Genomic DNA, 12,690 nt, shown 5'->3' with positions numbered 1-12,690 from the left:
AGCACCTGGACGAGAAGGTCGCCCGCCTCCACCTGGACGCGCTGGGCGTCAAGCTCACCACCCTGCGCCCGGAGCAGGCCGCGTACATCGGCGTCGAGGTCGAGGGCCCGTACAAGCCCGACCACTACCGCTACTGACGGCCATGGTCATCAGGGAAGCGGCCGTGGAGTCCGGCGCCGAGGTGCGCGACCCCTGGCTTCCGGACCGGCTGCTGCGCACCGAACGGGACGCGCTGTTACCGCTGTTGCGGCGTACGCCGGAGGCGGCGTACGGGCTCCGCACCGCCTGCCCGGGGTGGACCGCCAGGGACGTGCTCGCGCACTGCGCGGCCGCCCTGGTCCGCATCGTGGAGGGCCGGCTGGAGGAAGGGGTGTTCCTGCCCGCCGCCAACGCCGCCGACGTGGCGGAGCGCGTGGACTGGCCCCTCGCACGGATCGTGGACGAGCTGGAGCGCGGGCTCACCGAGGCCGGCCCGGTCATCGCCGAGGGCGACGGCACGCTCGACGCGGTGGCCCTGGGGGAGTGGATCCACGCGGGCGACGTCCGCGCGGCGTTCGGGGAGCCCGGGGAGTACGCCGGCGACAGCCTGCCGCTGGCCCTGCCGCTGCTGCGGATGGTCAGCCGCAAGCGGGAGACGCCCCGGCTGGTCGCGGACATCGGCGGCCCGGGGGGCCCGCTGGTCCTGGGCAACGAGGTGCCCGGCCGGGCCCCGGCCCGCTTCCGGGGGGACGCGGCGACGCTGATCCGCCTCTACTCCGGCCGCCCCCTGGTCGCGACCCGCTACGAACTGGCGGGCGCGGCCGAGGCGGAACTGCTCATCTACCGGTGACCCCGGACAGCACGAGGGCCGGGTCCCGTACGCCCCACACGGCGAACGCGGCCCGGCCCCGGCGGAACTCGCCCCCGGTCACTCGATCCTGACGACCTGGAAGGCCTCCGCCATCCGGCCCGCGGGCAGCCCCGCCGCCCGGGCGTGCTCGCCCAGCCACTCCCGCAGCAGCCCCGCCAGGTCGTCGAAGTGCGCGGTCTGCGAGGTGTGGATGCGCAGGGCCTCGACCTTGCGGTCGAAGACGGGGGTGACGTCGACGTACTGGTTGGGCGTGGGCCCGGTCATCAGCCACAGCTCCGGCACGATCCACGGCTCCAGGCCCTCCTCCCGGAGGAGTTCGGGGTGCGCGAACGGGTTGCGCGCCTCGGGATAGACGGCCCGCAGGGCGGCGTCGCCCACCGCCCGGTGATCGGGGTGCAGGTCCGCGATCCGGCCCCAGTTGATCTCCGGGCTCGGGATGACGGCACGCTGCGGCCGGACCTGCCGGATCACCCGGCACAGGTCCCGGCGCAGCTCCACGCTCGCCTCGACGTAGCTGTCGGGGTAGCCGAGGAAACGGACGTCGTCGACGCCGCTGCGCTTGGCCGAGTGGACCTGTTCGGCGCGGCGCAGGTCCCCCATGGCCTGGCGGGGGAGCTGCTCGTCGTAGCCGCCCGCACCGCCGTCGGTGACGATGCAGTACGTCACCCGGGTGGTGCCCTGCGCGATCCACCGCATGACCGTCCCGCTGACGCAGAACTCGATGTCGTCCGGGTGCGCGGCCACGACCAGCAGGGATTCGGGGGCGCTGCGGTCTATGCGATCGGTCGCGAAGTGTTCCATGTGATCAGCCTGTTGGGCGCGGGCACCGGCCGCAAGGCGGCTCCTTTGGCGTACTCGCGACATGTCGCCTCTACGCCACTCGCAGACTTCACTGCTCCACATCGTCGAGGGAACCACGCGTGCGTGGGAAGCGGAGGTGTCCGGCATGGGCAGGATTTTCGGCTCGCTCGCGGCCGGGGCGGCCGCACCCGACCCGGCCGAGCTGGCGGCGGTCTCGGCCCGGCAGCGGCACGGCGGCCCCGACGGGCACCAGGTGCTGCGCGGGCCGGGGTGGGCGCTGGGCTGCGACCGGCTCGCGGTGACGGACCCGCGCGGCGGGCGGCAGCCGTACCGGCTGGCCCACCTGCCGGGGGTGGCCGCCGTCCTGGGCGGGGAGATCTACAACCACGCCGAGCTGCGGCGCGGACTCGCCGCCCGCGGCCACCGCTTCCCCGACCTGTGCGACGGCACCCTGCTGCCCGCCCTGTACGCCGAGTACGGGACGGGTTTCGCACGCCTGCTCGACGGGATGTTCGCCGTCGCCGTCCTCGACGTCCGCGCGGCCCCCCGGCTGGTCCTCGCCGTGGACTCCATGGGCAGCAAGCCCCTGCACTACCACCAGGGTGCGGACGGGGCGTTCCGGTTCGCCTCCGAGATCCCGGCGCTGCTGGCCTTCGACGGGGTGCGCACGGCCCCGCGCGCGGACAGCCTCGACACCGTCCTCGCCCTGCGCGCCCCGATCTCCGCCCGGACCGCCCTGGAGGGCATCAGCGCCCTGCCGCCCGGCGCGACCGCCGTCGTCCACCCGGGCAGGCCGGCGGCGCTGCGGCGCCGGCCCCCGGAGCCGGACGCGCCCGAGCGGGCCCGCCGGTCCACCGCGGACGTGCTCCGCAGGGAGGTCCGCCGCCTCGCGCGGGCCGACGTACCGGTGTGCGTCCTCACGAGCGGCGGGCTCGCCTCGGGCCTGGTCACCGCGCTGGCGGCCGAGTACGCCCGGGAGGCGGGGGCGCCCGCCCCGCACGCCTTCCACCTCGGGTACCGGGGCCGGTGGCCCGGCCGCGAGGCCGCGTACGCCCGCTCGGTGGCCCGGCACACCCGTACCGTGCACCACGAAGTCGCCCTGGACCCCGCCGAGCTGGGGTCGCTGCTGACCCTCACCACCCGGCACCTGGGGCAGCCCGACGCCGACCCGGCCGCGCTGAGCACGTACGCCCTCTTCCGGGCCGTGCGGCAAGCCGGGTACAGCGTGGCCCTGACCGGGGACGGCGCCGACGAACTGTTCGGCGCCGACGCACGCACGCGGGCGGCGGCCACGGGCCCCTTCGTCGCCGACTGGGCCGCCGCCTACACCGACGGGCTGTCCGCCGCGCCCCGGCTGCTGCGCGAGTACCTGTACACGCCCGCCTACCGGTCCTTCATCGCGGAGGAGGGCTCGGCCGCCGACCGCGTCGAGCGGGAGCTGCGCTCCGCGGGCGGTGACCGGCTCGCCGCGGTCGCGGCGTTCGAGAGCCGCTGGCGGCTGCCGGCCCGGCACCTGCGCCGGCTCGACCACCTGGGCATGGCCTCGGCCGTCGAGGCCCGGACGCCGTTCTGCCGGCCCCCGGTGGCCGCGCACGCCCGGGCCCTCCCGCCGCGCCTGCTCCAGGACCGGCGGGCGCTGGCCGAGGCGGGCCGGGAACTGCTGCCCAAGGCCGTGCGGAGGCGGCCCGGGCAGCCCCTCGCCCTGCCCGTCACCGCGATGCTCGCTCCGGGCGGGCCGCTGCTGGAACCCGTACGCGAACTGCTGTCGGCGGAGCGGCTGGCACGGGCCGGGCAGGTCCGGCCGGACCGGGTGCGGACCCTGCTGGCCCGTCAGCTGGAGCGGCCGTCGGACCACGACGCGCTCGCGCTGTGGGCGCTGGCCACGCACGAGCTGTGGACCGAGGTGGTGCGGGGGATGCGCGTGCCGGTGGACTGCGCCGCCTGACGGCCCCGAACCGGGCCGCGGGGGCGCCCCGCTGGCGTGTCCACGCAACGGCGCGAACGCGCAAGCCCAAACCAGACCGGACGGTTCGTTTCTCTGTCAGTCTTGGCTGGGCACCCGCTGTTCCTTCCGTTCCGAGCCTCGCTGCGTCCTTAGCACCACAGCGTCAAGGAGGTCCCATGAGCACCCCCGTCTGGATCACCGCGACCCCGCCGGCCACCCACGGCGAACTGCACGTCGGCCATCTCGCGGGACCGTACGTCGCCGCCGACGTACTCGCCCGGTTCCTGCGGGCCGAGGGCGAACCCGTCCGGTTCACCACCGGCACCGCCGACCACGCCAGCTCCGTCCACGTCCGCGCGCTCCGCGCCGGCCGCAAACCGGAGGAGGTCGCCGAGGGATACCGGGCCGCGATCACGTCGGACTGGCTGCGCTCGGGCGTCGAGTTCGACCACATCGTGCGCCCCCGCCAGGACAAGGGCTACCGGGGCCGGCTGACGGAGCTCTTCCGGCAGCTGTACGCGGACGGGGTCATCGCGGCCCGCACCCGCCTGACCCCGTACTGCGAGCCCTGCGGACGCTGGCTCAACGGAGCGCACGTCACCGGCACCTGCCCGCACTGCGCGGCGGTCAGCGACGGCGGGATGTGCCACGAGTGCGCCCGCCCCAACGACGGCGGCGACCTGCTGGAGCCGCGCTGCGCCCTGTGCGCCTCCCCGGCCCGGCCCCGGCGCTGCCGGCGGCTGTACATCCCGCTGGAGCCGTACCGCGAGGAGCTCGCCGAGTACTGGGCCGGCACCGGCCTGCCGCCGAGGCTGGCCGCGCTGTGCGAGTCCCTCGTCGAGGACGGGCTGCCGGACATCGCCGTGTCCCACCCCGCCGAGTGGGGGCTGCCCGTCCCCGTCGACGGCTTCCCCGAGCACCGGATCGACGGCTGCTTCGAGGCGGCCGCCATGCACCTCTTCGGGCACGGCGGCCGGCCGCTGCCCGAACGGGCCGTCCACTTCTGCGGGTTCGGCCACGCCTTCTGCCACGCGGTGCTGCTGCCGGTCCTGCTGTTCGCCCAGGGACTCAAACTGCCGCAGCACTTCTGCGTCAACGAGGCCTACGTCATCGAGGACGAGGCGCTCGTCTGGGGTTCCGGCCAGAAGGCCTGGGCGCTGGACCTGATCACCGAGTACGGCTCGGACACCCTGCGCCGGCACGTCCTGCAGGCCCGCCCGCTCGGCCGCCGCACGGCCTTCCACGCCGACCGGCTCGCCACCGCCCGCCGGGAGCTGGACGAGAGCTGGAACAACTGGCTCGCCGGGCTCTTCACGGCCGTCCGCGAGGAATGCGCGGGACGTGCCCCGGCGGCGCTGCCCGGCGGCTCGGGCTGGGAGGTGCTGGAGCGCCGGCTGCTGCGCGGACTGGAGGACCTGCGCGAGGCCTACTCGCCGGACGCGTTCGACCCGCGCCGGGCGGTCGCCCTGCTCGACGAGATGGTGCGCTCCGCGGCCGACTTCGGCCACGTCAACGCGCACGAGGCCCACCGCCCCACCGCCGCCGGCCGCCACCTCCCGGTGCTGGCCGCGCAGTTGGCGGTGGCCCGGGCGCTCGGCGCGTGGGCGCGCCCGGTGATGCCGGAGGGCGCGGACCGGCTGGCCGCCGCGCTCAAGGCGGAACCCGGCGGCCCGGTCTCGGCCGCCGCCCTCGTCCCGCCCGCCCCGGGCACCCGACTGGCCCCGCCCTCGGGGCCGGTGTTCGGCTTCTAGTGCTGCGCCCGCGCGGACGGCGGCACCCGCGTGGTCCGCAGGACCCGTACGACGGCGCCACGCGTACGAGGGCACGACCCGCACGACAGCAAGACGACAGCAAGACGACAGAAACCCTTCTTCGCCGCGTGACCGCGCGCCGGTCGCCCGGCGGCGCGGGGCGGGCGCGGCCCCTGCCCGTAGGAGCTCCACGTGTCCCTGCGCGTCGCCATGCTCAGTGTCCACACCTCGCCGCTGCACCAGCCCGGCACCGGGGACGCGGGCGGCATGAACGTCTACATGGTCCAGCTGTCCCGCGCGCTCGCCGAACAGGGCGCCGAGGTCGACCTGTTCACCCGCTGCCGGGGCGAGTCCCGCCCCTCCCCGGACGCCCTCGGCCCCGGCGTCCGGGTGCGCCACCTGGAGGCCGGCCCGCGCACCGCCCTCGCCAAGGAGGACATGCCCGCCCTGGTCGTCCCCTTCTCGCTGGCGCTGCTCAAGCAGGAGCGGCGCTACGACCTGGTGCACTCGCACTACTGGCTCTCCGGACAGGCGGGCCGGATCGCCGCCGCCGGCTGGCGGATCCCGCTGGTGCACACCGCGCACACCCTGGCCCGGGTGAAGAACGGGGCCCTCGCCGACGGCGACACCCCCGAGCCGGAGCTGCGGATCCGCGGCGAGCACCAGGTGGTCGGCTCCGCGGACCGCCTCATCGCCAACACCGCGGACGAGGCCCGGGCGTTGCGCGAGCTGTACGGGGCCGAGGACCGGCGCACGGAGATCGTCCGGCCGGGGGTCGACCTGCGCACCTTCGGGCCCGGCCGGGGACGGGCGGCGGCGCGGGCCCGGCTGGGACTGCCGGCCGACGCGTTCGTCCCCCTGTACGCGGGACGGATCCAGCCCCTCAAGGGCCCGGACGTGATGGTCCGCGCCATCGCCGAACTGCTGCGGGAGGATCCGGAACTGCGCCGGCGGACCATCGTCCCGGTGGTGGGCGGCGATTCGGGGGCCGGGCCGCGCGGCGGGGCCTGGGAACTGGCGCGCGAGCTGGGGGTGTCGGACGTACTGCGCCACTTCCCGCCGGTGCCGCAGTCGGAGCTCGCCCGGTGGTACCGGGCGGCGGACGTGCTGATGGTGCCCTCGCGCAGCGAGTCCTTCGGGCTGGTCGCGCTGGAGGCCCAGGCGTGCGGGACTCCGGTGCTGGCGTCGGCGGTCGGGGGACTGCCGACCGCGGTGCGCGACGGGGAGACGGGACTGCTCGTGCGCGGCAACGACCCGGTGGAGTACGCCCGGCGGCTGCGGTGGTTCGCCGGGCAGCCGGGGGAGGCCGCGGAGATGGGGCGGGCTGCGGTGCGCCACGCACGGAACATGAGCTGGCGGGCCGCGGCCGCGCGCACCCTGGAGGTCTACCGGGACGTACTGCGCGAGGAGCGGTGGGGCCCGGAGGTGAGTGAGGCAGGAGCGGCGGCACGCTCCTGCCTCGCCGACGCCTCTCCCCTGGAGGGTCGAGAAGGCCGGAAGGCCACCCTAACAGCTCTTTTGAGCTGACCAAAGATGCGCAGGCGTAACGTCTGTATGAACTCCAGATCCACCCTAAACGCGCTACAGGAAAGTGGTCCGGCCGCGGAATCCATATGAGAATGGAGATGTCTTCGACGGAATACCGGCGGCACGGATCCGCGGAGACGGAATCGGTATTCAGACTTCCTGGAGGAATCATGTCCGCCGTGCACACCACCGGAATCCGCGCGCAGGCCCGTCACGCCGCCCCCGCCCGTCCGTCCTGTACCGCGGCCTTCGCCGCCGGCTCGGTGTCCCGCGCGGACGACAACGGCTGGGACTGAACGGCCCGCCCGGCCCGGCCGGTTCGTAGCCCCGTGACCGCCTCCGGCGGCGCGGGGCTTTTCGCGTTCCCGATCGGCGCGGTCCGGCGGGCCCCGAGTATTGCGGCGGTATTTCGGCGGACCGTCACGGGCGGACCGTCACGGGTGGGTCGGGAAAAGGGCTCCAGGGGGCCGGAACCGGTCGGTGTCCTGTGAAATCAGTCCAGCCAGCCGAGTCGCTGCGCGCGCACGCCGGCCTCGAAACGGCTCGACGCGCCCATTTCCTGCATCAGCTCGGACAGCATTCGGCTCACGGTCCGCAGGGACACCCCGAGATTCCGGGCGACCTTCTCGTCCTTCATTCCCGAGGCGAGCATTTTCAGGGCGGCCCGCTGCTGCTCGGACAGCCCGTCGCCGCCGAGTTCCGGCGCCACGTCGTCGCCGTACGGGGTGGCCGCGTGCCAGCAGTGCTCGTACAGCGCGAGGTAGGAGCGGACCAGGGCGGGGCCGCGGGCGAGGATCGCCCCTGCCGCCCGGTCGTCGGGGTGCACGGGCAGCACGGCGAACTGCTGGTCCGCGATGATCATGTTCATCGGGACGGCGGGGGACAGGCGGACCTCCACCCCGGCCTCGACCCGGCGGCGGAGCATCTCCACCGCCTCCGGCGAGTTGGTGATGCGCTGGTGGTAGATGGCGCGGATGCGCACCCCGTTGTCGATCTGGCGGCGGTCGCGGCTGAGCACCCGGTCGGCGACCTCCCGGACCAGCGCCGTCACGTGCATGGAGGTCAGGTCGTGCCGGATGACGTCGGTGATGTCCTCCAGCACCTGCTGGATCCGCCCGTAGTCGTCGAGGATCTCGACCTCGACGTCGGAAGCGTTCAGCGAACCGGGCCGCAGGAACCTTCCGACCAGGCTCTCCAGCGCGCTGTACGCCCGGTCGGACTCGTCCAGGTGCTCGCGCAGCCGCTCGCGTTCGCGCTGGAGCATCCGCAGCAGGGCGATTTCGGGGTCGATCACGGTGACCGCGTCCGGACCCGGCTCCCACGCGCCGGACTGGAGGTCGGCGCGGGTGGCGTGGGTGGTGCCGGTCGGTACGATCAGGCCGAGGGAGGTCAGCTCCGCGCGCCACTTCTCGTACTCCTCCGGCGCGATCCCGAGCTCCCGGAAGACCTCGTTCAGGTCGGACACCCCGCGCAGGCGCAGCTCCTGATAGAAGGCCAGCACCCTGTCGGCGGACTGGATGCCGTCCCTGCCGTCGCCCGTTGCCATCGCGAAGCGACCCCCTCATCTTACGAATCGACAGTCACACTTTGGCACATACCTATGGGAGGGCTCCCGCCCCCTGGAACGGGATGTGACGGGCGTCACAGGGTGCCTCTGAGGTGCGCGACTGCGCTTGCGGCCGGCCCGGACGGGGCTCCGGCGGCGGTGGTGAGGGGTCCTGGGCGGGTCAACTGCCTTGCCGCCCAGGGAAGACGGGGCCGGTGCGGACGGTCAGTCCTGCGGTGCGGCCAGGCAGTCGGGGCAGAGCCCCTTGAAGATGACCTCGGCGCCTTCGCCCATCCGCCACGCGCGGATCGCCTCGCCGGCCGGCTCGGGCACTTCCGCCCGGACGTTCTCCACCCGGCCGCAGCGCACGCACAGTGCGTGCTGGTGGGGCGGGCCGGCGATCTCGAAGACGGCCGGCAGGCCGGGGCGGTCGAACTTCGACGCCAGCCCGGTCTCCAGGAAGTGCCGCAGCATCTCGTAGACGGCCTGGCTGGTCAGGGTCCCGAGCCGCTCGCGGGCGGCGGCGGTGATGGACTCGACGTCCATGTGGCCGCCCGCCGACAGCACTTGCAGTACTTCGAGGCGGGGGCCGGTGACGCGCAGCCCGACGTCGCGCAGGCGCTGGATCACCGCCTCGCGGCCGGTCGGCTCCTCTGCGACAGCCATCTCCCCGCCACCATCCGTGATCTGGTCCAATCAAACCTTTGTGGGCATCGTACCTCTTGCCCGGCCTGGGCCGTCTCTTCCGGATCGTGCTCCCCCAGCTACCGCTGGGAGGTGCCCCCACACCCGCGCCGCCTGGCACCGCACCTCGCCGCGTTGTCGGGGCGCCCGAGGAACGGCGGCCGCAGGTCAGCCGTCGGCCCGGCAGACGAGCAGGACGCTCTCCGTCCGCTCGTCCACGCGGTGGCCGCGTCGGCGCTCCACGCGCAGGCCCGCCCCGTGCAGTTCGGCGGTCAGCCGCTCCGGGTCGATGATCCATTTGCGGGTGGCTCCGGCCACCCGCTCGCTGCTCAGCTTCCCCGTGCGGACGGAGTGGTAGGTGATGTGCTCGCTCATGCCGTCCAGGTCGAACTCCTGGCGGGCCACCGTCCACTCCTCCACCCCGTCGAACCGCGGCACCTGGAACGCCCAGGTGCGCGAGGGGTCCTGCGACAGCCCGCGCAGCCGGTGCGCCGTGAAGTCCAGGGCGAGCGCGCCGCCCGGCTCCAGGTGTGCGGCGACCTCGCGCAGCAGCCCCGGACGGGCGTGGGGCGGCACGGCGGAGATCATCGCCCCGGCCAGCAGGGCCAGCCGGTACGAGCCCCGCAGCCGCAGCCCCGCCAGGTCGGCCCGGGTGGTCACCAGCCGCTCCGACACCTGCGGCCCGATCCGCCGGCCCCAGGCCCGCAGCCGCTCCAGGCTGGCGGCGTCCCGGTCCACGGCCTCGACCCGGAAGCCCTGGCGGGCGAACGGCACCGCGAGCCGCCCCGCGCCGCAGCCCAGGTCCAGGACCGGACCGCCGCCGCAGTCCCGCGCGAGACCCAGGTAGCGGACGATGTCCGCGCTGTGCGGGCCCAGCAGCGCGTCCTGCAGCCAGAGCGAGTCCTCGTCGGCGGGCGCGGTCGACTCCAGGCCGGGCAGGAAGCCGGCGGGGGGCGGGACGGGCGCCCGCGTGACCGGCGTGAACGGGGCGGGCACGACCTGCGGGACGGGCGGGGAAAAAATGCCGCTCGGTGTCTGCATCGCTCCTCCAGGGGGTCGCTCGGTCCAGGCCTCCGGGGCGGGGCTCCCGTGCCGCCGGGACCGCGCCGCTGGTGAGATCCTGTCCTGCGCGGGAGGTCCGGGGCCAGAGCAACGGGCTGCGTGAACACGCGATGGCGTGGATCTGCCACGCCCCCGCGGAGGACGGGCGTCCGTCAGAGGGCGCGGCCGAACCTGACCGGTGTGAGCGTGCCGAAGCCGTGGTGGGTGAAGAAGGGCAGCGCCGGGGCCTGTTCGACGGGCAGCGTGATCCGCTGGTACGCGGCCCCGTGCGCCCGCATCCGGCCGGTGGCCGCCTCCAGCAGCGCCGTGCCGATGCCCTCCCGCTGCCGGTCCGGGGTCACGCACAGGGCGTAGATCTCGCCCTCGCCGGCGACCGGCACGCCGCCGGAAACGGCCCCCACGACGGTGCCGTCGATGTCGGCAGCGACCAGCCAGCCCAGCCAGGCGGGGGCGCCGCCGGGAATTTCAATTTCCGCTCTTATGCGCGGCAGGGCGCAATGGTCCGACACCAGCCGGCCGACCCGGATTTCCCCGAGGGCCTCACCGTAGCCGTCGCGAATCGCTTCGGCGAGGAGCCGGGAAATGGCCGTCGCGTCACCGGGAGCTGCCGTCCGCACGTCAGCCAGCAGCATTCTTTCCGCACCTCTCCCCGTACCGGTCCTGAGCCCGCACGCGCTCAGAATAGCGGGCAATTCGAGTGGCCGGGGGCGGCGGGAAATCTACGAATTGGCTTAGTAAATAGCCGGGTTGGGGAAGGGAAGAGGAAGAGGGCAATCCGCTGTCAGGACGTCCAGCAACACGCGACCACCAGCGGAACGACCGTCGACACCGCTCCGGCCACCGCCAACACCCCGCGCAGCACCGGGCGTCCCGCCCGGCGCGGCCCCAGGATGCGCCGCATCCGCACCGCCGCCGACGGCCCGCCCGCCGCGAACGCCCGGCGCGGCGCCCGCCCCGAGGCCAGCGCGTACAGCGCCGTCGCCAGCGCCTCGCTCGAACACCCGTGCAGCGCCCGGTCGTCGGCGGCCATCTCCAGCAGCAGCGGCACCGTCCGTCCGCCGATCCGGGCCAGCGGCAGCCGGCGGAACACCGCCGAGTACGCGCCCGCCGCCGCGACCAGCAGGTGGTGGCGGCCGCCGATGTGGGCCCGCTCATGGGCGAGCGCCGCACCCAGCTCCTGTTCCGTCAGCACGTCCAGGGCCCCCGAGGACACCACGACCCGCCGGGAACGCCCCGGCAGGCAGTACACCGCCGGGCGCGCGTCCTCCAGTACGGTCGCCCCGATCCGGGAGTCGTACCGGCCGACGAGGCGCAGCAGTTCGGCGTGCCGGGTGCGGGCCCGGCGCGCCCGCACGAGCTCGCGTACGAAACCGGTGGCCGGTACCGCCAGGACCGCCAGCGCGGCCACCGCGGCGAGGGTCTCGCGCGCGGTGGCCGCGGCCAGCCGCGCGGGGGAGGGCGGGGTCAGGGTCAGGACCGCGTCGACGAGGCGGTGGCTGGTCTCCGGGGGGAGCAGCAGCTGGGCCGGCACCATGGCCGTGGACAGTGCGAAGACGGCGCCGCAGGCGATCCAGGCGGCCAGCCCCAGCCGGGGCACCTGCTGGGCCCAGCGGGCGCGCACCAGCAGTAACGGCAGCACCAGACCGGTCATCAGGGCGAGTCCGAGGGGCGGCAGTACGTGGTGGTTCACCGGCAGCTCCCGTCGGCCGGACGGTCGGTGCGGGCGGCGCGCAGGGCCTCGTCCAGGGCCTCCACGTCCTCGTGGGACATCCGCTCCACGAACCGCAGCAGCGTGGCCCTGCGGTCCTGGCTGTCGCCGAGCGCGTCCTGCATCAGTGCCGCGGTGTACTCCTCGCGGCTGCGCACCGCCTCGTACATCCAGGCCCGGCCGGATTTCTCACGGCTCAGCCAGCCCTTGCGGTACAGGATGTCCGCCACGGTCATGACGGTGGTGTAGGCGACCTTGCGGACCCGGTTTATGTCGTCCACGATCTCGCGGACCGAGGCGGGGCGTTCCCACTGCCACACCCGGTCCATGATCTCGGCCTCCAGCTCTCCCAGCCGGCGTACGCGCATCCCTCTCGGCCCTCCCCCTCGCGAGCGGCTCATCGTACGGCCCGTCCCGGCGGCGGGGGCATACCCCGCACCGGTACACGGGGGCCGGAACGCCCGCCGCCCCTCCACCGCGAACCGTGCGGTGGAGGGGCGGCGGGCGCGGGGCCGGGCGGGGCCCGTCAGGTGCGGATCAGGCGGGCGATGGCCCTGGTCGCCTCGCCGACCTTGGCCTTCGCCTCGTCCCCGCCCCTGGCGACGGCCTCGGTGACGCAGCAGGCGAGGTGTTCGTCGAGCAGGACCACGGCGCAGGACTGGAGCGCGGCGTTGATCGCGGAGACCTGGGTGAGCACGTCGATGCAGTAGACGTCCTCGGTGACCATCCGCTGCACGCCGCGGACCTGGCCCTCGATCCGCCGCAGCCGTCTGATGACGTCTTCCTTGTGTTCTGTGTAACCGGCCACGGGGGCTC

The 12,690-nt window shown here is 74.6% G+C and carries 14 protein-coding genes; 6 read left to right on the top strand and 8 right to left on the bottom strand.

What is annotated here, in order from left to right; genetic code table 11:
- Together ACZ518_RS33075 and ACZ518_RS33070 are read left to right on the top strand one after the other, a co-directional pair.
- On the top strand, positions 1 to 137 hold a 137-nt coding region (locus tag ACZ518_RS33075; protein ID WP_468596207.1), incomplete at its 5' end, for an adenosylhomocysteinase.
- A 5-nt stretch (positions 138 to 142) separates the two neighbouring features.
- Complete coding sequence (locus tag ACZ518_RS33070; RefSeq protein WP_469116714.1) at positions 143 to 829, top strand: maleylpyruvate isomerase family mycothiol-dependent enzyme; 687 nt, start codon at positions 143 to 145, stop codon at positions 827 to 829.
- 78 nt (positions 830 to 907) lie between these two features.
- Here ACZ518_RS33070 and ACZ518_RS33065 read toward each other — a convergent pair whose 3' ends face one another.
- Positions 908 to 1,651 carry a PIG-L deacetylase family protein gene (locus tag ACZ518_RS33065; protein WP_469116713.1) on the bottom strand — a complete coding sequence of 248 codons (744 nt, stop codon included), beginning with the start codon at positions 1,649 to 1,651 and terminating at the stop codon, positions 908 to 910.
- A gap of 145 nt (positions 1,652 to 1,796) precedes the next feature.
- Here ACZ518_RS33065 and ACZ518_RS33060 point away from each other — a divergent pair, with 145 nt between their 5' ends.
- The 4 genes from ACZ518_RS33060 (at position 1,797) to ACZ518_RS33045 (ending at position 7,170) form a co-directional block, all read left to right on the top strand.
- A complete protein-coding gene (locus ACZ518_RS33060) occupies positions 1,797 to 3,596 on the top strand; it encodes an asparagine synthetase B family protein (protein WP_469116712.1) in 1,800 nt (599 codons plus the stop codon).
- Positions 3,597 to 3,772: 176 nt separating this feature from the next.
- Positions 3,773 to 5,347, top strand: coding sequence for a class I tRNA ligase family protein (locus ACZ518_RS33055; protein WP_469116711.1), 1,575 nt, complete (start codon positions 3,773 to 3,775; stop codon positions 5,345 to 5,347).
- A 210-nt stretch (positions 5,348 to 5,557) separates the two neighbouring features.
- Entirely contained in the window at positions 5,558 to 6,874 is a 1,317-nt protein-coding gene (gene mshA / locus ACZ518_RS33050) for a D-inositol-3-phosphate glycosyltransferase (RefSeq protein ID WP_469116724.1), read from the top strand.
- 170 nt (positions 6,875 to 7,044) lie between these two features.
- Positions 7,045 to 7,170 carry a hypothetical protein gene (locus ACZ518_RS33045; protein ID WP_469116710.1) on the top strand — a complete coding sequence of 42 codons (126 nt, stop codon included), beginning with the start codon at positions 7,045 to 7,047 and terminating at the stop codon, positions 7,168 to 7,170.
- A 197-nt stretch (positions 7,171 to 7,367) separates the two neighbouring features.
- Here the strand turns inward: ACZ518_RS33045 and ACZ518_RS33040 are convergent, their stop codons facing one another.
- The 7 genes from ACZ518_RS33040 to ACZ518_RS33010 form a co-directional block, all read right to left on the bottom strand.
- Positions 7,368 to 8,420: a helix-turn-helix transcriptional regulator gene (locus ACZ518_RS33040; protein WP_469116709.1), complete on the bottom strand. Its 1,053-nt coding sequence runs from the start codon at positions 8,418 to 8,420 to the stop codon at positions 7,368 to 7,370.
- Positions 8,421 to 8,645: 225 nt separating this feature from the next.
- The gene (locus ACZ518_RS33035) at positions 8,646 to 9,086 is read right to left on the bottom strand and encodes a Fur family transcriptional regulator (protein WP_469116708.1); all 441 of its coding nucleotides are present in this window, start codon (positions 9,084 to 9,086) and stop codon (positions 8,646 to 8,648) included.
- 186 nt (positions 9,087 to 9,272) lie between these two features.
- Positions 9,273 to 10,145: an SAM-dependent methyltransferase gene (locus tag ACZ518_RS33030; RefSeq protein WP_469116707.1), complete on the bottom strand. Its 873-nt coding sequence runs from the start codon at positions 10,143 to 10,145 to the stop codon at positions 9,273 to 9,275.
- 173 nt (positions 10,146 to 10,318) lie between these two features.
- Complete coding sequence (locus ACZ518_RS33025; RefSeq protein WP_469116706.1) at positions 10,319 to 10,798, bottom strand: GNAT family N-acetyltransferase; 480 nt, start codon at positions 10,796 to 10,798, stop codon at positions 10,319 to 10,321.
- Positions 10,799 to 10,947: 149 nt separating this feature from the next.
- Entirely contained in the window at positions 10,948 to 11,856 is a 909-nt protein-coding gene (locus tag ACZ518_RS33020; RefSeq protein ID WP_469116705.1) for a M56 family metallopeptidase, read from the bottom strand.
- A complete protein-coding gene (locus ACZ518_RS33015; protein ID WP_469116704.1) occupies positions 11,853 to 12,242 on the bottom strand; it encodes a BlaI/MecI/CopY family transcriptional regulator in 390 nt (129 codons plus the stop codon). Before ACZ518_RS33015 ends, ACZ518_RS33020 begins: the two co-directional genes overlap by 4 nt.
- Positions 12,243 to 12,400: 158 nt before the next feature.
- Complete coding sequence (locus ACZ518_RS33010; RefSeq protein WP_469116703.1) at positions 12,401 to 12,682, bottom strand: metal-sensitive transcriptional regulator; 282 nt, start codon at positions 12,680 to 12,682, stop codon at positions 12,401 to 12,403.
- Positions 12,683 to 12,690 lie beyond the last annotated feature (8 nt).

It is taken from the genome of Streptomyces sp. NPDC033966, assembly GCF_055575955.1.
The sequence above is the reverse complement of the archived record's forward strand: the minus strand, read 5'-3'. Positions and strand labels throughout refer to the sequence as shown.

Coding starts and splice junctions, on each gene's coding strand:
- ACZ518_RS33035 (WP_469116708.1), bottom strand. CDS start 9,086: ATGGCTGTCGCAGAGGAGCCGACCGGCCGCGAGGCGGTGATCCAGCGC.
- ACZ518_RS33030 (WP_469116707.1), bottom strand. CDS start 10,145: ATGCAGACACCGAGCGGCATTTTTTCCCCGCCCGTCCCGCAGGTCGTG.
- ACZ518_RS33045 (WP_469116710.1), top strand. CDS start 7,045: ATGTCCGCCGTGCACACCACCGGAATCCGCGCGCAGGCCCGTCACGCC.
- ACZ518_RS33070 (WP_469116714.1), top strand. CDS start 143: ATGGTCATCAGGGAAGCGGCCGTGGAGTCCGGCGCCGAGGTGCGCGAC.
- ACZ518_RS33040 (WP_469116709.1), bottom strand. CDS start 8,420: ATGGCAACGGGCGACGGCAGGGACGGCATCCAGTCCGCCGACAGGGTG.
- ACZ518_RS33025 (WP_469116706.1), bottom strand. CDS start 10,798: ATGCTGCTGGCTGACGTGCGGACGGCAGCTCCCGGTGACGCGACGGCC.
- ACZ518_RS33015 (WP_469116704.1), bottom strand. CDS start 12,242: ATGCGCGTACGCCGGCTGGGAGAGCTGGAGGCCGAGATCATGGACCGG.
- ACZ518_RS33055 (WP_469116711.1), top strand. CDS start 3,773: ATGAGCACCCCCGTCTGGATCACCGCGACCCCGCCGGCCACCCACGGC.
- ACZ518_RS33065 (WP_469116713.1), bottom strand. CDS start 1,651: ATGGAACACTTCGCGACCGATCGCATAGACCGCAGCGCCCCCGAATCC.
- ACZ518_RS33060 (WP_469116712.1), top strand. CDS start 1,797: ATGGGCAGGATTTTCGGCTCGCTCGCGGCCGGGGCGGCCGCACCCGAC.
- mshA (WP_469116724.1), top strand. CDS start 5,558: ATGCTCAGTGTCCACACCTCGCCGCTGCACCAGCCCGGCACCGGGGAC.